Consider the following 18,441-nt stretch of genomic DNA (forward strand, 5'->3'; position numbering starts at 1 on the left):
ACTGTAACGATCACCACGATATCGACCGAATCGCAATTGGTTTGATGGCAGGCGAATCACAAATCCCCACGCAAGCCGCCGTGAAGCGGCGATTCGCCGTGAGTCTGGCGCTGTTCTATTCGGCGGTCTTCGCGGTGTCGGGCACGCATCTGCCGTTCTTTCCTGTCTGGCTGAAGGCGATCGGCATCGACGCAAGCTGGATCGGCCTCATCAACGCGCTGCCGGCGATCACGCGCTTCACCACGCTGCCGCAGATCACCGCCCTTGCCGAAAGGCGACATGCCATTCGCGTCGGCATGATGGTGTCGGTGCTGGCAACCGCGATCGGGTTCACGGCGGTCGGCTTGCAGCAGCAGCCGCTGGCGCTGTTCCTGATCTATGCGTTGACCTGCATGATGTGGACGCCGACGACCCCGCTGACCGATGCCTATGCTCTGCGCGGCGTCGCCCGCTACGGGCTCGATTACGGGCCGCTGCGGCTCTGGGGCTCGGCGGCGTTCGCCGCGGGCTCGCTCGTCTGCGGCTATCTCGTCGACCACATCGCGGCGCGCGATCTGATCTGGATCATCGTCGCGTGGGCCGTCGTTGCGGTCGCCGCCAGCCTGCTGCTGCAGCCGCTCGACGATGTCAGGCGAAGGACGACGGAGACGCATGCCGGCAAGGCCTTGCTGCGCGATGGCGGTTTCTGGGCCGTCATCGCGTCGGCCGCGCTGATCCAGGGCAGCCACGTCGCCTATTATACGTTCTCGGCCATCAACTGGCAGCTCCACGGCTTCGGCGGGCTGACGATCGCGGGACTCTGGACGCTGGGTGTGATCGCCGAGATCGTCGTCTTCGCGCTGTCGCCGCGCTTCTCGCTGTATCCATCCACGCTGATCGCCATCGGCGGCGTGAGCGCCGTGGTGCGCTGGATCGTCACCGCGCAGGAGCCGCCGCTGGCGCTGCTCGTGATCGTGCAGCTCGGCCACGGCCTCACCTTCGGCATGACCATCGTCGGCACCATGAACCTTCTGGTGCAGCGCGTGCCGTCGCATCAGATCGCACGGGGACAGGGCTATTACGCCGCATGCAACGGGCTGCTGGGTGCAGCGACATCGATCGCGTCAGGTGCGATCTACGCCCGCATCGGCGACAGCTTGTACTACGTCATGGCCGCGATGGCCGCGGCCGGCGCGCTGGTGATCTGGTCCGCGCGGCATCGACTCAAGGGTCATCCCCAGAGCGAGGTATCAGGCGGATAGACCAGGCTGTCGTCGTAGCGCAGCCCATGATCGCGATCGCGCGCGAGCAGCAGCGGGCCGTCGAGATCGACGAAGCGCGCCTGCGGCGTCACCAGCATTGCGGGGGCCATCGACAGCGAGGTCGCGACCATGCAGCCGATCATGATCTCGAAACCGAGCGCCTGCGCCGCATCGGCCATCGCCAGCGCCTCGGTGAGCCCGCCGGTCTTGTCGAGCTTGATGTTCACGGCGTCGTAGCGCTCGCGGAGCGGCGCGAGCGATTTGCGGTCGTGCACGCTCTCGTCGGCGCAGACCGCGAGTGGCCGCTTGATCCGCGCCAGAGCGCCATCCTTCCCGGCCGGCAGCGGCTGCTCGACCAGGGTGACGCCGACGGCGTCGCAGGCGGCGAGATTCTGCTCCAGATTGGCCTCGGTCCAGGCCTCGTTGGCATCCACGATCAGCTCGGATTCGGGGGCTGCCTTGCGAACCGCCGCGATCCGCTGCGCATCGCCATCGCCGCCGAGCTTGATCTTGAGCAGGGGTCGGTGCGCCGCCTTGGCGGTCGCCGCCGCCATGGCCTCGGGGGTGCCCAACGAAATTGTGAAGGCGGTGGTGCGCTCGCCCGGCACCGGGCGGTCCAGCAGGTTCCAGGCCCGCAGGCCGGTCGCCTTGGCCTCGAGGTCGATCAGGGCGCAATCCAGCGCGTTGCGGGCGGCTCCCGGCGGCATGGCGGCCTGCAGGGCCTCTCGCGACAGGCCGCCGGCGACGGCCGCCTGCATGGCCTGGATGGCGGCAAGGGTCGCCTCGGGTGTCTCGCCATAGCGGGGATAGGGGACGCATTCGCCGCGACCGGTGAGGCCGTTCCGCCTCACTTCGGCCACGACGGTCACGGCCTCGGTCTTGGCGCCCCGGCTGATGGTAAAACTGCCGGCGATCGGAAAGCGCTCGATTTGCGCGGCCAGGGCGGGAACTTTGCTGGAAGTCATTTTGAACTCTGGCGAAATCTGAACCTGCTAGTTACCTCTAGCAACTAACATTAACCAGTTGGGGATACCTTCTCTGGGTAAGGGCGTGTGCACAACCATCTGATTCTACCCGTTTCTCGCGCCCCGGCACGGGAGCGGACACCTTGAGCGGCGATCCGAAGCTGGAACGGATTGCCAAAGGCAACGCGCTGGCACTCTGCGCCACCGGAACCTGGACCGCGAGCTTCGCGCCGGTTCTGGAGCGGATGGTGGCTGACGCCGAGAAGCTCGCCGGCAGTTCGCAAAGCATCTTCATCGACGTCTCCGAGGTCGCCAAGCTCGACACCTTCGGCGCCTGGCTGATCGAACGGCTGCGCCGCAGCCTGACGCAAGGAGCCGTCGAGGCGCAGATCGCGGGGCTCTCCGCCAATTATTCGAGCCTCGTGGACGAGGTGCGGCGGGTCAGGGCGACGCCGGTCGTCGACAGCAGCGCAGTCACCATCACCGGCATGCTGGAGCAGATCGGCCGGGCCGTGGCCGGGGTCGCCGGCACGGTTGCGGGCCTCGTCGACATGCTCGGCGCGGTGCTCGCGGCGGGGTTTCGCGTGTTGATCCACCCGCGCTCGTTCCGCCTGACCTCGACCGTGCACCACATGGAGCAGGTCTGCTGGCGCGCGGTGCCGATCATCGTGCTGATCACGTTCCTGATCGGCTGCATCATCGCCCAGCAGGGCATTTTTCATTTCCGCAGGTTCGGCGCCGACATCTTCGTCGTCGACATGCTCGGCGTGCTGGTGCTGCGCGAGATCGGCGTCCTCCTGGTCGCGATCATGGTCGCGGGTCGTTCGGGCAGCGCCTACACGGCCGAGCTCGGCTCGATGAAGATGCGCGAGGAGATCGACGCGCTGCGCACGATGGGTTTCGACCCGATCGAGGTCCTGGTGCTGCCGCGCATGCTGGCGCTGGTGCTGGCGCTGCCGATCCTCGCCTTCCTCGGCGCCATGGCCGCGCTTTACGGCGGCGGCCTCGTCGCCTGGCTCTATGGCGGCGTCGATCCCGAGGCCTTCCTGCTGCGCCTGCGCGACGCCATCTCGATCGACCATTTCATCGTCGGCATCGTCAAAGCACCGGTGATGGCCGCCGTGATCGGTATCGTCGCCTGCGTCGAGGGGCTCGCCGTGCAGGGCAGCGCGGAATCGCTCGGACAGCACACCACGGCCTCCGTGGTGAAGGGCATCTTCTTCGTCATCGTCATGGACGGCGTGTTCGCCATCTTCTTCGCCTCGATCGGGATGTGACGATGGTGCAAGAAACTCAAAACGCGATTCAAAATCCGATCATCCGTGTCCGCGACATCACCGTGCAGTTCGGCGCGACGCGCGTGCTCGATGGCCTCAACCTCGACGTCAAGCGCGGCGAAATCCTCGGCTTCGTCGGCCCATCCGGTGCCGGCAAGTCGGTGCTGACGCGCACCATCATCGGCCTCGTGCCGAAGGTCGCGGGCTCCATCGAGGTGTTCGGCGTCGACCTCGATTCCTCCAGCACCGCGCAGCGCCGCAGCGTCGAGCGCCGCTGGGGCGTGCTGTTTCAGCAGGGCGCGTTGTTCTCCTCGCTGACCGTGCGGCAGAACATCCAGTTTCCGATGCGCGAATATCTCCGGGTCTCGCAGCGGCTGATGGACGAGATTACCCTGGCCAAGCTCACCATGGTCGGGCTCAAGCCGGAAGTCGCGGATCGCTTTCCCTCGGAACTGTCGGGCGGCATGATCAAGCGCGTGGCGCTGGCGCGCGCGCTGTCGCTCGATCCCGATCTCGTGTTCCTCGACGAGCCGACCTCGGGCCTCGATCCGATCGGCGCCGGCGATTTCGACGAGCTGGTCAGGACGCTCCAGCGTACTTTGGGCCTGACCGTTTTCATGGTAACGCACGACCTCGACAGCCTTTACACAGCTTGCGACCGCATCGCCGTTTTAGGGAACGGTAAGATCATTGCGGCAGGGTCGATCGCCGACATGCAGGCCTCGCAGCATCCCTGGCTGAGACAATATTTCCACGGCAAGCGCGCCCGTGCGGTGATGGGCTGAGGTGCCGGAGTAGCTGATGGAAACGCGGGCCAATTACGTATTGATCGGATCGTTCACGCTGGCGGTGATCGCCGCGGCGATCGGCTTCGTGCTGTGGTTCCAGTCGCTGCACACCACCAAGCAGCGCAGCCCGCTGCGCGTCGTGTTCGAGGGCCCGGCGGCGGGCCTGCGCAACGGCGGCAGCGTCAACTTCAACGGTATCCGGGTGGGTGAGGTGGTCTCGGTGAAGCTCGACAACCCGCGGCGGGTTGTCGCACTCGCCATGGTCGAGAACAACACCCCGCTCCGCAAGGACACCTTGGTCGGCCTCGAATTCCAGGGCCTCACCGGCGTCGCCGCGATCTCGCTCAAGGGCGGCGAGGAGGCGGCACCTCCGCCGCCGCTCGACGAGGACGGCATCCCGTCGCTGACGGCCGATCCCAACAAGCTCCAGGACGTCACCGAGGCGATCCGCGGCACGCTCCAGAACATCAACAAGATCGTCGCGGACAATCAGGAGTCGGTGAAGAACTCGCTGAAGAACCTCGAGACCTTCACCAACTCGCTCGCGCGCAACTCCGAGAAGATCGACGGCGTGATGGCCAAGGTCGACGGCGTCATGCACAAGGCCGACAGCCTCATGCTCGGCCTCAACACGCTGGCCGGCGGCAAGGACGGCGGCGAGCTGTTCCAGGCGGTGAAGTCGATCCGCGAGCTGGCCGAGGATTTCGACAAGCGCTCCGGTGCATTGATGACCGACGGCCGCCGCACGCTCGGCGATATCAGCCGCGCCGTGAACAATTTCGACCGCAACCCGACCCGCGTGCTGTTCGGCGCCAGCAACAGCGCGCCGGCCGCCGCGCCGCCGGCCGAACCGCCGAGGCAGGCGCCGGCCGCGAGCGGCAGGCGGCAGTAGCGGCGCCTCCGCCGCCATCCCATCATCGAACGCATCGGTTCATCGGCACGGCGCCATCGTGGTGCCGTGCGCGTTCGTGCGTTCCCGGGCCGCGATACGAAAGTATGGGGGTCTAGCCGCGCCAAGGTAGGGGAGGGGGCAGCCGTCGTTGTCGGCTATATCGCGCTCAAGGCGCGCTTCAAGCAGAGCGCGTCGTTTCACTCACAGGGGAGAGAGCGCGTGGTACGTCTGTTGCTGCTGTTGCCGTTCATCGGGCTGATGATCGTGCCGTTCTACAATGTCCGGGAGCCCCATCTGTTCGGCTTCCCGTTCTTCTACTGGTATCAGCTCGCCTGGGTGCCGCTGACCTCGCTGCTCACCTACATCGTCTACAGGAGCGTGCCTCGTGCTGACTGACGTCGATAGCGCGGCGTTCGCCGTATTCCTCGCACTGTTCATCCTTGTCACCGGCATGGGCTTTGTCGCCGCGCGCTGGCGCAAGCCGGAGACGCTCGCCCATCTCGACGAGTGGGGCCTCGGCGGCCGCAAGTTCGGGACCTGGATCACCTGGTTCCTGGTCGGCGGCGATTTCTACACCGCCTACACCGTGATCGCTGTTCCGGCGCTGGTCTATGCGGTCGGCGCCTACGGATTCTTCGCGCTTCCCTACACCATCATCGTCTATCCGTTCGTGTTCGCGGTGATGCCGGTGTTGTGGAAGGTCGCCAAGGAGCGTGGCTACGTCACCGCGGGTGACGTGGTGCGCGGTGCTTACGGTTCACGCGGGCTCGAGCTTGCGGTCGCTGCAACCGGCGTGCTTGCGACGATGCCCTACATCGCGCTTCAGCTCATCGGCATGGAGGTGGCGATCAAGGCGCTGGGGCTGCACGGCGAGGTGCCGCTCGTTCTCGCCTTCCTGGTGCTGGCACTCTACACCTATTCGTCGGGCCTGCGCGCACCGGCGCTGATCGCTTTCGTCAAGGACATCATGATCTACATCGTGGTGATCGCCGCGATCGCGATCGTGCCGTCGAAGCTCGGCGGCTACGGCGCGATCTTTACCGCAGCGGACGCGGCCTTTGCCGCGAAAGGCTCGGGCGGCATCCTGCTGTCGCCGGCGCAGATCGTACCCTACGCCTCGCTGGCGCTGGGCTCGGCGCTCGCGGCCTTCATGTACCCGCACACGCTGACCGGCATTTTCGCGTCCTCGGGCGGCAACACCATTCGCAAGAATGCGATGCTGCTTCCGGCCTACACGCTGCTGCTCGGCCTGCTCGCGCTGCTGGGCTACATGGGCCATGCCGCGGGCCTGAAGCTCGCAAGCAACAACGACGTTGTGCCGGAGCTGTTCAAGACGCTGTTTCCGAGCTGGTTCGCAGGCTTCGCGTTCGCCGCTATCGCGATCGGCGCGCTCGTTCCGGCGGCCGTCATGAGCATCGGTGCGGCCAATCTGTTCACCCGCAACTTCTGGAAGGTGTGGGTCGATCCGAAGGTGACACCGGCGGGTGAGGCGAAGGTCGCCAAGATCACCTCCATGCTGGTGAAGGTGGGCGCACTGCTCGCGATCCTGCTGATGCCGACGCAGTTCGCGCTCGACCTGCAATTGCTCGGCGGCCTCTGGATCCTCCAGACGCTGCCGGCGCTGGTGTTCGGCCTCTATCTGAACTGGTTCTCGAGCACCGCGCTCCTGGCCGGCTGGGCCGTCGGCCTTGCAGGCGGATCGTGGCTCGCCTGGTCGGACGGGCTGAAACCGCTCCACGGCCTCGACCTCGGCGCGGGCCCGGTCGCGATCTACACCGGGGTGCTAGCGCTCGCGCTCAACATCATGGTCGCCGTCGTGGTCAACCTCGTGCTCAAGGGCCTGCCGCAGGCGCGGCTGTCGCGCGAGGCGACCTGAGGTCAAGCTCCAAACGGCGGCCGGACATCCGGCCGCCGGACTTGAAAAGTGCCTTCCATGCGATTGAAAACGCCCTAGTATCCGCCCGCATTCCGAGCGCCGCCCGCCGGCGGGCGGATCAGACGGTCTCGAGTGAGGATGTTTTGCAGGCGTGGTTCGTTCTCGCGGTCGCGGCTGGCTATGTGACCACGCTGTTCCTGATTGCCTGGTGGGGCGATCGGCGGAGCGTCGACGGGCCGCTGGTTTCGCCCAAATCCTGGGCCGCCGCGATCAGCTACTGCCTGACGCTTGCGGTCTACAACACCTCCTGGAGCTTCTACGGGTCGGTCGGTCGTGCCGCCACCAGCGGGTTGGACTTCGTCACGATCTATGTCGGCCCGACGCTGGTGCTGTTGTTCGGCCAGCCGCTTCTGTCCAAGGTGATTGCAATCGCCAAGGCCCAGAACGTCACCTCGATCTCGGACTTCATCGCCGCCCGCTACGGCAAGAGCCAGGGGCTCGCCGCCTTCGTGACGCTCGCATCCCTGCTCGGCGTCCTTCCCTATATCGCGCTTCAGCTCAAGGCCGTCGGCAAGAGCTTCGACTATTTGATCCTCCAGCCGGAGCGAGCAGGCGGTGAATCGCTCCGGTTCTGGCAGGACTCGGCGTTCGGCGTCGCCGCGTCGATGGCGCTGTTCGCGATCGTGTTCGGCGTCCGGCATGTCCACGCCAGCGAGCATCATCGCGGGCTGATGCTTGCGATTGCCTTCGAGAGCGTCGTCAAGCTCGTCGCATTCCTGATCGTCGCGTTGTTCGTGCTGTTCGGCCTCTCCGGTGGGCCGGTCACTCTGCTGTCGCAGTTTCAATCGGACCCGCAATTGGCGGCGATACTGACCTTCGACCCAGCGCAGCCGGTTTGGCCTTCGACGATCCTCATCTCGGCGATCGCCTTCCTGTGCCTGCCACAGGCGTTTCACGTCGCGGTCGTCGAGAACGAGGCGCCGAGCCACACGCGCACCGCGGCGTGGCTCTACCCGACCTATCTGGCGCTGTTCAGTCTGCTGATCCTGCCGATTGCCGCGGCAGGGCTCGCCAGATTCGGTGCGATGATGGACCCCGACACCTACGTCATCTCGCTGCCGGTTGCGGCGGACGCGACCACCGTCAGTCTGATCGCCTTTCTGGGCGGACTGTCGGCCGCCACCGGCATGGTGATCATGACTTCCGTCGCGCTGAGCACCATGCTGTGCAACGACGTCATCATGCCGCTCGTGCTGCGCTCACGATTCTTCGGCCTGCGCGCGCAGAGCCAGCCGGTGACCTCGATGCTGGTGGCGGTGCGCCGGCTGTCGATCCTCGGCATACTGCTGCTCGCCTATCTGGTGCACCGCCTGGTCAACCAGACCTATCCATTGACCGTGATTGGTCTTCTGTCGTTCGTCGCGGTCGCGCAATTCGGTCCGGCGTTCGTCGGCGGCCTGTTCTGGCAACACGCAAACAAGACCGGCGCGTCGATCGGGATCGCAGTCGGATTTTTCGTCTGGGGTTATACGCTGTTGCTCCCATCGGCCGCGCCTCTCTGGCCCGCGATCGACGAGATTATTCGCCAGGGCCCGTGGCGGCTCGCCTGGCTAAAGCCCAACGCGTTGTTCGGCCTCGAGGGGCTCGACCCGATCTCGCATGCCACTTTGTGGAGCCTTACGGCCAACCTCGTCTGTTTCCTGGCATTCTCGGCGCTTGGACGGCAGTCGACCGTCGAGCGCAACCAGGCCGCGGCGTATGCCGATGGCGTCGTGCGCGAGATGGTCCCGAAGCTGTCCTCGCGCGTGGTGGTCCGTCTCGACGATCTCCGCGCGCTGGCGCTGCGTTTTGTCGGTGTGGAGCGGGGCTCCGCGGCCTTCGACAGTTACCGCGCTTCTCGCACGACCGGCGCCGGGCCGCCCCTCGATCCGTCGGGCCTCGTCGATCTCGACTCGATCCGCTTCACGGAGAACCTTCTCGCCGGCGCAATCGGCGCGGCGTCGGCGCGCGTGGTGATCGCAGCTTCACTGGAAGGGCACTCGCTATCGCGACGGGAGGCGATGGCGATGCTGGACGAGGCCTCCGAGGCGTTGCGCTTCAATCGCACCCTCTTGCAGAGCACGCTCGAAAGCGTGCCGCAGGGGATCTGCGCGTTCGACGCCGACTTCAACATCACGGCCTGGAACGGCCGCTTCATCGCGCTGCTGGACCTGCCACCGGACTTCGTGCGTGTCGGCCTTCCCCTGGCGGAGCTGATTGTTTTCAACGTCGAGCGCGGCGAATATGCCGCCTCCGAGTTCGCCGCGCTCCTGGTCAATCGTGACGTCGCCACGCAGAGCTGGCCCTATCTGTACGAGCGCAAGCGGCCGGACGGCACCGTGCTCGAGATCGTCTACGATCGCGTCGCGGAGGGCGGCTACGTCTCGACCTACACCGATGTAACCGAGCGGCACCGCGCGGCGGAAGCCCTGCGGCGGGCCAATGAGGATCTCGAGCTGCGCGTCCGCGAGCGCACCGAGGCGCTCGAGCAGGCGAAGGCGGAGGCCGAGCAGGCCAATCTCGACAAGACCCGTTTCCTGGCGGCCGCCAGCCATGATCTGCTGCAGCCGCTGAACGCCGCGCGGCTGTTCCTGTCCGCACTCGACGAGAGTCTGCATGCCTCGTCGCAATCGGGCGACGCCGACAAGGAACGAACCTTGGCGGGCAGCGCGATCACGGCGCTGCGCTCGACCGAGCATGTGCTCGACAGGCTGCTCGACATTTCCTCCTATGATGCCGGTGCTGTTCGCGCCGAGCCGTTCGAATTTCCGATTGCGGATCTTCTCGTGCAGTTGAACGTGGAGTTCTCGGCAATGGCGCGCGAACGTGGGCTCGCGCTGCGTGTCGTGGATTGCAGCATCGCTGTGCACAGCGATCCGCATCTGTTGCGGCGGATCTTGCAGAACCTGCTGTCGAACGCGCTTCGCTATACGCGCAAGGGCCGTATTCTGCTCGGCTGCCGGCGACGCGGCGGCGATCTGCGCATCGAGGTCTGGGATACCGGCGTCGGGATCGCCGCCGAGGACCAGAAGCGGATATTCGAGGAGTTCCATCGCCTCGCGCCCGGATCGGAGAAGGGCCTGGGTCTCGGCCTTGCGATCGTGGATCGCGTCTCGCGGCTGCTGGGCCACGCCGTCGACGTCCGATCGCGGCCGGGACGCGGCTCGTGCTTTGCCGTCACGGTGCCGCTGGCGCGCGGAGCGGGGACTCCGCTTCAGCGCAAGCCGGCAAGCGCGGCGCCGGCAGTGGCAGAGCGTGCGATGACGATCCTGTGCCTCGACAACGATGCGACCATTCTCGACGGCCTCACGGCTCTGCTGGGCGGCTGGGGGCACCATGTGCTGGTCGCTGCGGACGCCGACGGAGCGATGCTGGCCGCCGCTGCCAGTCCGCCGGATGTCGTGCTGCTCGACTACCACCTCGACGGCGGTCGCAGCGGCTTGGACTTTCTCGACGATCTCAGGCAGAAGTCGGGTCGCGACGTCCGCGCGCTGATCGTCACCGCCGATCGCAGCGAGGCGGTACGCAAGGAGGCGAGGGCGCGCGGCTGCGAGATCCTGTCGAAGCCGGTCAAGCCGGCGGCGCTGCGGCGCTTCCTCGGCGGCGAGGCCCTGAGCCGGCAGTTCGGTGCGAAACAGAGGACATCGTCGGCGTGACCATGCGCATCCTTATCGGTGACGATCACCCACTGGTACAGGCCGCCTTGCGCAGCGCGCTCTCGAGCGTGCTGCCCGACCTCGAGATCGTCGCCTGCCAGTCGCTCGACGAGGCGTTGGGTGTGCTGTCGGCCCAGTCCGACGAGATCGACCTGATCCTGTGGGACCTGACGATGCCGGGCATCCAGGGATTTGCCGCGCTGTTCATCCTGTCGGCGCAGTTCCCGACGGTGCCGGTCGCGATCATCTCGGCGCGGCAGGACGCCGCCACCATCCGACGCGCCATTGCCTATGGCGCATCCGGCTACATCCCGAAATCGCTCGGCCTGCCCGAGATGGCGGATGCCATCACGCGCATCCTCGCCGGTGAAATCTGGATGCCGCCCAATATCGGCGGTCGGGGCTCGATCCAGAGCGCGGACGTCGAGCTCGCCGCGCGAATGGCCTCGCTGTCGGCGCAGCAGCTGCGCATTCTCGCGATGATCGTCGAGGGCAAGCTCAACAAGCAGATCGCGGGCGAGCTCGACATCGCCGAGCAGACGGTGAAGGGCCATGTCTCGACGATCCTGCGCAAGCTCGGCGTCGGCTCGCGTACCCAGGCCGCCGTCCTGGCCGAGCGGCTGTCGTTCGGCCAGCCTGGGGGCAGTTGAGCCGTCGACATCCAAACGAAAACGGAGGCAGTGAGGCCTCCGTTCTCATTCGCTATTCGTTGTCGCTACGGGCTGATCACCCGAGCCGGCCCGCGGCGTGTGCGAGCAGGGTGTAGACCAGGCCCGTCTCCGAGGTCAGGTGGCTGCGCAGCTCCTGCGGACCACGGCCGTCGCGGGCGACTTCGTCGAGCAGGCGCTCGAACTCGGCGACGTAGCGGTCGACCGTGCCCTTGAAGTTGCGGTCGGAGCGGTACTTGCGGGCGACCTCGTCAAAGGCCTTCTGGCCGGCGGGCGTGTAGAGGCGCTTGGTGAAGGCCTTGTTCTCGCCGCGCTGGTAGCGGTCCCACATCTCGGCGGCGAGGTTGCGGTCCATCAGGCGGCCGATGTCGAGCGACAGCGACTCCAGCGGATTGCTGCTGCCACCCTGCGGGGCCTGCGGCTGCGGCGCGGTTGCAGCGCGGCCACGCGGGGCCTCACGACCGGTCGGAGCGCCCTGGTTGGCGTCGGTGCGGTTCAGGAGGTCCGACAGCCAGCCGTCGCGGCCCTGGTCGTTGTTCGCGGGCGCGACCGGCGGCGCTTCGGTGCGGCGCGAGGGGGCGGGCATGCCGAGGTCCGGCGGCGGCAGCGTCGAGGCGCTGCCGGTGTCGCGGGCGCGGGTTTCGGTGTTGCGCGCGCCGACGGCCGCCAGCAACGGCTCTTCCTGGCGCTGCGCGCCGGCGCGGCCCGTCGTGGAGACGTCGAGGCCACGGCCATGCTGGGCCACGATGCGGTTGAGCTCGGCGAGGGCCTCGATCTGGTCGACGATCACCTTGCGCATCTGCGCAGTGCTCTCGGCGGCCTCCTGCGGCATCTCGAGCACGCCGCGGCGCAGCTCGTTGCGGGTGGCTTCGAGCTCGTTGTGCATCTCGAACGCCATCTGCTTCATGCTGGAGACGAGGTTGGTGAACTTCTCGGTCGACTGCTTGAACATCGTATCCGCCTCGTCCGTGGTCTGGCGGTAGATGTCGTGCATGGCCTCGATGGTCTGGCGGTGCTCCTCCTCGGACGCCACGCGCACCGCCTCGAACTGGCGGGTGATCGCGGCGGAACCTGCGCCGGCGGTCTCCGCGACGACGCGGGCGATGTCGCGGGCACGCTCTTCGGCGGCGGCCAGCGATTCATCGAGCAGGCCGGTGAAGCGCGACAGACGCTGGTCGAGATCGGCCGTGCGCAGGTCGATGGTCGTGACGAGCGATTCCAGCGCCTGCTTGCGTTCGGCGAGGGAAGCGGTGGTGTTCTTGTTGCTCACCTCGACCACCTGCGCGGCCTCGACCAGCGCCTTGCCGTGCGCGTCGAACTGGGTCGACAGCTCGCCGAGGTCCTGCAGCGCCCGCGTGGTCTTCGTATTGAAGACGTTGAGCTGGTCTTCCAGGTTCTGCGTCGCAGCGCCGTTGCGCGAGGTGACGTCGTTCATCGCCGAGACGAAGTCGGCGACGCGCGTCACCAGCGCCCGCTCGAGCGAGTTGAGGTTGTCGTGCGCACCGGTCAGCACCTCCTGGAGCAGGATGTTGCCTTCGCGCAGACGCTCGAACAGGGCCACCGTGTCGGTGCGCAGGATCTTGCTGGTCTCCTGCATCTCGGTGACGGCCGCGATCGAGACCTGGCGCGACTGGTCGATCGCCGAGCGGGAGGCCTGCTCGAGGTCCTTGAGCGACTTGCCGACCGCGCCGGTGGCCATCTCGCTCGCCGCGTTGATGGTGCGGGCGACTTCGGAGCCGTTGCCCATCATCGTCTGCGAGAACGCATGGCCGCGCGTCTCGATCGACTTCAGCGCATCCGAGGTGACGCGGTCGATGTCGAGCGTGAGCTGGCTGGTCTTCGAGCCGATCGCGTCGACCAGCGCGCCGCGCTTGGCGTCGATCATGTTCGACAGACGGTCGGCCTGCTGCTGCACGTAGGTGACGATCTCGTCGGTCTTGCCGGTCATGGCCTGGCCGAAGCTGCTGCTGGCGGCGAGCACCGAACGCTCGACGTCGGCCGAGCTCGACTTGACGCGCGAGCTTGCCTCGTTGGAGGCGCTGATCAGCGCGTTCTGGGCGTTGAGCGCGCTGGTCTGGATCTCGTTGGTAGCGTTGGTCGTGGCCGTGCTCAATGCGCGCTCGATCTCGGTCGAGATCGTACGGATCTGGCTCGCGGCATCCGCCGACGTCGATGTCAGCGAGGTCTGCGCCTCTCGCGCGCTGTTGAGGATGGTCGAGGCGGTGTCGGCGCCGACCGAGGTCAGCGTGCGCTCGATGTCCGTGGTCAGCGACTTGATCTGGCTTGCCGCATCCGTCGAGGCGGTGATCAGCGTGCCCTGGGCCTCGCGCACGCCGCTGGTGAGCGCCTCGATGGTGGCGCCGCCGGCGGTCGCCAGCGCGCGCTGCATCTCGGCCGCCAGCGAACGGACCTGGCTGGTCTGTTCGGCCGAGACGGAGAGCAGGGTGCTCTGGGCGTCGCGGGCGCTGGTCGTGATCGTCTCGGCGGTCGACTGGCCGACCTGCGAGAGCGACCGATGTACTTCGACCGCGAGCGACTTGACCTGGGTCGCCGCATCCGAGGACGCGTTGACGAGGGTGGTCTGGGCTTCGCGGGCGCCGGTCATGATGGTCTCGGCCGTCGAGGTGCCGGCCATCGAGAGCGAGCGCTGCACGTCCGAGGATAGCGCCTTGATCTGGTTGGCGGTCTCGGTCGAGGCCGCGATCAGCGCGCTCTGCGCATCGCGGGCGCCGGCGGTGATCGATTCCGCCGTGGTGGCGCCGGCCAGCGACAGCGAACGCTGCACGTCGGCGGTGAGGGTCTTGACGTGGTTGGCCGCGTCCGACGACGCCGTGACGAGCGTGGTCTGCACCTCGCGGGCGCCGGCCAGGATCGAGGCCGCGGTGGCAGAACCGGCCGCCGACAGCGTGCGTTCGACGTCGACCGCGAGCCCCTTGATCTGGTTGGAGGCATCGCCCGAGGCCGCGACCAGGGTCGACTGAGCCTCGCGGGCGCTGCTCAGGATCGAGTTCGCAGCACCGGTACCGACCGCCGTCAGCGCGCGCTCGACCTCGGTGGAGGTCATCTTGAGCTGGGCGTTGACGTCGGAGGAGACCGTCATCAGCGACTGCTGCGCGGTGCGCGCACCGGTCTGGATCGTTTCGCTGGTGTTGACGACGAGGTTGGTGAGCGAGCGCTCGGCGTCCTCGACATGCGAGCGGATCGCGGTCGAGATCATCTCGGCACGGGACATCATGTCCTCGCTGGCCTGACGGCCGCTGCTCTCGATGCGGCCGGCGACGGCTTCGACACGCGAGCCGAGCAGGTCCTCGAACTGTGCCACGCGCACGTCGATGTCGTTGGCGACCGAGCCGACCTTGGTCTCGATGGCCTGGTGGATGTCCTGGAAGCGCGCCGTGACCGTGTCGGTCAGGTGCGTGCTGCGGCCGTCGATCATCTCGGCGACGCCGGTGATGCGGCGGTCGACCGCCTCGATCGCCTGCGCGGTGCCGTCCGTGAGTGTCGAGGTCAGGAGGGTGAGGCGCGTGTCGATCGACTGCACGGCCTGCGAGGCGCCGTTCGTCACCGCGGTCGTTAGGTAGGTGAGGCGCGTGTCGATGGATTCGAGCGCCTGCGAGGCGCCGCCCGAGAGCGTCGTCGTGAGGTGCGTCAGCCGCGTATCGATCGACTGGATGGTCTGCGATGCGCCATCGGTGAGCGAGGTCGCGAGATGGTTGAGGCGCGTATCGATCGTCTCGATGGCCTGCGATGCGCCGTCAGTGAGCGACGTCGTGAGGTGGGTGAGGCGGGAGTCGATTGACTGGATCGCCTGCGCGGCACCGTCGGTCAGCGACGAGGCGAGGGTGTTGAGGCGTCCGTCGATGGTTTCGGTCACCGACTTGGCGCGGGTGTCGAACGACTCTTCGAGCGCGGCGACGCGGCCGACGAGCTGGTCGTCGAAGGTCTTGATGTGACCTTCGATCGTGCCATCGAGGCTGACGATCTTGTCGTTCAGCGAGGCGTCGAGGTTGGTGACACGTTCGCTGACCGTGGTCTCGAACTGCACCAGGCGCTGGTCGAGCACGGCCGTGATCGCCCCGCCGTTCGAGGTGAAGCGGGTATCGAAATTGTCGACATAGGTCTTCAGGCTCTCGGCGATGTCCTGGGTGCGCTGGCCCATGCGATCGACGATCTCACCGCCGAACGTCTTCACGGTGCGGTCGAACTCGGAGATGTGGCGGGTGATCAGCGCGCCGAGCGTGCCGGAGTCGCGGGCGAACTTCTCGACCAGCTCGGTGCCCTGGTTCTTCACCAGCTCGTCGAACGCGCTCATCTGCAGCGACAGCGAGTCGTGCGCGGTCTCGGTCTGGCTGACGACCTTGGCGACGAGGGTGTTGACGGTGGCGTCGAGCGCCTCGCTCGCCTTGTCGCCGGAGGTCATGATGTGGCCGGCGAGCCGGTTGCCGGCATCGTCGATCTTGGCGGAGAGGTCGTTGGAGCGCAGCTCGAGCTCGAGCAGCAGCGAGTCCGACGAATTCTTCAGGCTGTCGTGCACCTGCTCGGTGCGCTCGGAGATGCCGTCGACGATCGCGGCGGAGCGCTGCTCGAACTCGCCGGTGATGCGGTCGATGCGCTCGTTCAGCATCTCGTGGACGCGGTCGGCGAGGTCGACGAACTCGTCGTGGACGTGGCCGGTCTTGAAGTTGAGGCTGGTGGTCAGCCGCTCGCTGGCGTCGAGCACGGCGCGCGTGGTCTCGTTGCTGGCCTCTTCGAGGCGGTCGAGCAGGTCGCCGCCGCGCTCGCCGAGCGCGAGGATCATGTTGTCGCCGGCGTTGCTCAGGGCGCCCGTGATGTGGGCGCCGCGCTCTTCCAGCGCGCCGGTGATGCTCTTGGCGACCTCGTCGACGCGCGAGGCGATCGCGTCCGAGATCAGCGCGATGTCGTGGCGCAGATCGATCTGCACGCCGGAGATGGCACTGCGGACCTGCTCGGCCTGGCCGACCAGATTGTCGCGCTGGTGCGCGATGTCCTGGAGCAGGGAGCGGATGCGGACTTCGTTGTCGGAATAGGCGCGCTCGAGCGCCGCAACCTCGTTGGCGACCAGCGTCTCGAGCTCGCCGGCGCGCGCGATGGCGCGCTCGATGCCGTCGCCCATCGCCGCGACCTCGCGGCGGATGGCCTGGCCGACGGTGACCATGGAATCGGATGCCGAGCCTTCGGGCTCGGAGAAGCGGATCGCGACCTGCGCCATCGCCTGCGCGATCATGCGCATTTCCTGGCCGCGCCAGACCAGGCTCGCAAGGAAGTAGAACAGCATGATCGGCGCGAAGAACATCGCGATCAGGCCGGCGATGACGAGCACGCCGCCGCTCTGGCCCATGGCGGCCTGGATCGAGGGCAGGAAGCCGACGGTGAGCGCGGCGCAGGCTGCGAGCCAGACGCCGGCGAAGATGGTGGCGAAGGTGTAGACGCTGCGGGCAGGGCGGCCCTTCTGAAGCGCCTGAAGCAACTGGCCGATGGTCTCGCGGTCGTCGTTGGCGGCGCGGCGCGAGGTGCGCGGTTCCTCGATCGTATCGAACACGGTGGCGCGCTCGTTGGCGGCAGGACGCGGCTCGAAGGTCGGCTCGTCGAAGATCGGGGGAGCCGGCGGCCCCACCGGAGCCGACGTTTCGTTGCGCATCGAGGCGTTGCGGCTGGTGTCCGCGGCCGTGTCGCTGATGTTCAGGGCTTCCTGGATCGCAGAAAGCGCAACTTCTGTGGGGTCTTTGACCTTCTTCGGAGTGTTCGCCATGTTCAGTCCGAGCCCTCGTTACTTGTACGCATCCCCCGCGAGCCCTGCGCGCGCTACGCAAGCCCACAGACCGGATCGTGCCGCTTGCGCGGATTCCGAGCCGTCCCCACCCGGACGGCTTGTCCGCCAATTTCCGCAACATCCTATTGGCAGAGCGTCGCGAATGAAATGCCCGGGATTAAGACAATCTTAATCATCGTTAACAGGATAAAGCCGTAACGCCTTAGCAATAAATGGAATTCTCCACTGGACTCGCCGGATTGCGGCAACTTTTCGTCAATAACCGGGCGGATTTGCGTAAAGCGGCCCAAACACTTCGTTAACCATTTCCATGCTTCGGTTGGGGGAACGTGACCGCCGGATCGGCGGAGATCGCGCGATGCCGGGGCCTGCGCCATGACGCCTGAACTGCAACGGATGGACTGGATGCCTTCGCCCCCGCTTGCACCCATCGATAGCCCGCTCGACCTCGATCACCTCTCGCGCATGACGCTCGGCGACACTGAACTGGAACAGGAAGTGCTTGCGATGTTCGCCGAGCAGGCGGTTCGCCTGGTCGCAGCGATGGCAGCACTGCCGGCCGAGGCCGGCGCACTCGCCCACAAGCTCAAGGGCTCGGCGCGCGGAATCGGCGCCTTTGCGGTGGCCGATGCCGCGGCCAGCCTCGAGACCGCGGTCCGGACCGGCCATGGCCAGCCCCACGCCTTCGCTGCGCTGAAAGAGGCGGTGACCGAGGCTCGCGCCGCCATCGAGGTGATCCTGAAGCCCTAGGGCGACGGGGCTAGAAACCGCGCTCTAGTCTTTTGTTTTGACGCGTTTTCTTCCCGCGAAGCGGGATTCACGTCGCTTCAAAACCCTATGGCGCCGGGCGGATCGACCCGTTATAGGACAGCCCGGACCCTCCTTCATTCGCAACATCGCGGCAGCACGAGCACACATGGCCAAGATTAACTTTGTCGACCACAAGGGCGAAACCCGTACGGTGGAAGTCGAGAACGGCGCGACCGTGATGGAAGCCGCCATCCGCAACAGCATTCCCGGCATCGAGGCCGAATGCGGCGGCGCCTGTGCCTGCGCAACCTGTCACGTTTATGTCGACGAAGCCTGGCGCGAGAAGGTCGGCAGCCCGACGCCGATGGAAGAGGACATGCTCGATTTCGGTTTCGACGTGCGCCCGAACTCGCGGCTGTCCTGCCAGATCAAGGTCTCCGACGAGCTCGACGGGCTCGTCGTGGCGACGCCGGAACGGCAGGCCTGACCGCCCCTCGC

Annotated in this window: 12 protein-coding genes; 10 read left to right on the forward strand and 2 right to left on the reverse strand. The window is 66.8% G+C overall.

Annotation, left to right across the window (positions count from 1 at the left end; genetic code table 11):
• Window positions 1-44 precede the first annotated feature (44 nt).
• Window positions 45-1,241: an MFS transporter gene (locus tag BJ6T_RS18290; RefSeq protein ID WP_014493943.1), complete on the forward strand. Its 1,197-nt coding sequence runs from the start codon at window positions 45-47 to the stop codon at window positions 1,239-1,241.
• Here the strand turns inward: BJ6T_RS18290 and dgcA are convergent.
• Complete coding sequence (gene dgcA, locus BJ6T_RS18295) at window positions 1,211-2,206, reverse strand: N-acetyl-D-Glu racemase DgcA (RefSeq protein WP_014493944.1); 996 nt, start codon at window positions 2,204-2,206, stop codon at window positions 1,211-1,213. The two genes, BJ6T_RS18290 and dgcA, sit on opposite strands and share 31 nt — an antisense overlap.
• A gap of 143 nt (window positions 2,207-2,349) precedes the next feature.
• On the opposite strand from dgcA, the gene BJ6T_RS18300 reads away from it, so the two are divergent.
• The 7 genes from BJ6T_RS18300 to BJ6T_RS18330 all read left to right on the forward strand — a co-directional run bounded on the left by BJ6T_RS18300 (window position 2,350) and on the right by BJ6T_RS18330 (window position 11,384).
• Complete coding sequence (locus BJ6T_RS18300; RefSeq protein ID WP_014493945.1) at window positions 2,350-3,483, forward strand: MlaE family ABC transporter permease; 1,134 nt, start codon at window positions 2,350-2,352, stop codon at window positions 3,481-3,483.
• Window positions 3,484-3,485: 2 nt separating this feature from the next.
• A complete protein-coding gene (locus BJ6T_RS18305; RefSeq protein WP_014493946.1) occupies window positions 3,486-4,268 on the forward strand; it encodes an ABC transporter ATP-binding protein in 783 nt (260 codons plus the stop codon).
• A gap of 16 nt (window positions 4,269-4,284) precedes the next feature.
• Window positions 4,285-5,163 carry an MlaD family protein gene (locus tag BJ6T_RS18310; RefSeq protein ID WP_014493947.1) on the forward strand — a complete coding sequence of 293 codons (879 nt, stop codon included), beginning with the start codon at window positions 4,285-4,287 and terminating at the stop codon, window positions 5,161-5,163.
• Between the two features lie 219 nt (window positions 5,164-5,382).
• A complete protein-coding gene (locus tag BJ6T_RS43665) occupies window positions 5,383-5,559 on the forward strand; it encodes a DUF3311 domain-containing protein (RefSeq protein ID WP_028159764.1) in 177 nt (58 codons plus the stop codon).
• Window positions 5,549-7,039, forward strand: a complete 1,491-nt coding sequence (gene mctP / locus BJ6T_RS18320) for a monocarboxylate uptake permease MctP (protein WP_014493949.1) — start codon at window positions 5,549-5,551, stop codon at window positions 7,037-7,039. The genes BJ6T_RS43665 and mctP overlap by 11 nt, the downstream gene beginning before the upstream one ends.
• A 143-nt stretch (window positions 7,040-7,182) precedes the next feature.
• On the forward strand, window positions 7,183-10,734 hold the full coding sequence (locus BJ6T_RS18325) for a hybrid sensor histidine kinase/response regulator (RefSeq protein WP_014493950.1): 3,552 nt from the start codon (window positions 7,183-7,185) through the stop codon (window positions 10,732-10,734).
• Window positions 10,731-11,384, forward strand: coding sequence for a response regulator (locus BJ6T_RS18330; RefSeq protein WP_014493951.1), 654 nt, complete (start codon window positions 10,731-10,733; stop codon window positions 11,382-11,384). The genes BJ6T_RS18325 and BJ6T_RS18330 overlap by 4 nt, the downstream gene beginning before the upstream one ends.
• A gap of 76 nt (window positions 11,385-11,460) precedes the next feature.
• On the opposite strand, the gene BJ6T_RS18335 is transcribed toward BJ6T_RS18330, so the two are convergent.
• A complete protein-coding gene (locus BJ6T_RS18335; RefSeq protein WP_014493952.1) occupies window positions 11,461-17,172 on the reverse strand; it encodes an apolipoprotein A-IV repeat region-like domain-containing protein in 5,712 nt (1,903 codons plus the stop codon).
• Between the two features lie 396 nt (window positions 17,173-17,568).
• On the opposite strand from BJ6T_RS18335, the gene BJ6T_RS18340 reads away from it, so the two are divergent.
• Together BJ6T_RS18340 and BJ6T_RS18345 are read left to right on the forward strand one after the other, a co-directional pair.
• Window positions 17,569-17,943 (forward strand): Hpt domain-containing protein, encoded by a 375-nt coding sequence (locus tag BJ6T_RS18340; protein ID WP_014493953.1) that lies wholly within the window; start codon window positions 17,569-17,571, stop codon window positions 17,941-17,943.
• Window positions 17,944-18,109: 166 nt separating this feature from the next.
• A complete protein-coding gene (locus tag BJ6T_RS18345; RefSeq protein WP_014493954.1) occupies window positions 18,110-18,430 on the forward strand; it encodes a 2Fe-2S iron-sulfur cluster-binding protein in 321 nt (106 codons plus the stop codon).
• Window positions 18,431-18,441 lie beyond the last annotated feature (11 nt).

This window comes from Bradyrhizobium japonicum USDA 6 (assembly GCF_000284375.1).
Classification (GTDB): domain Bacteria; phylum Pseudomonadota; class Alphaproteobacteria; order Rhizobiales; family Xanthobacteraceae; genus Bradyrhizobium; species Bradyrhizobium japonicum.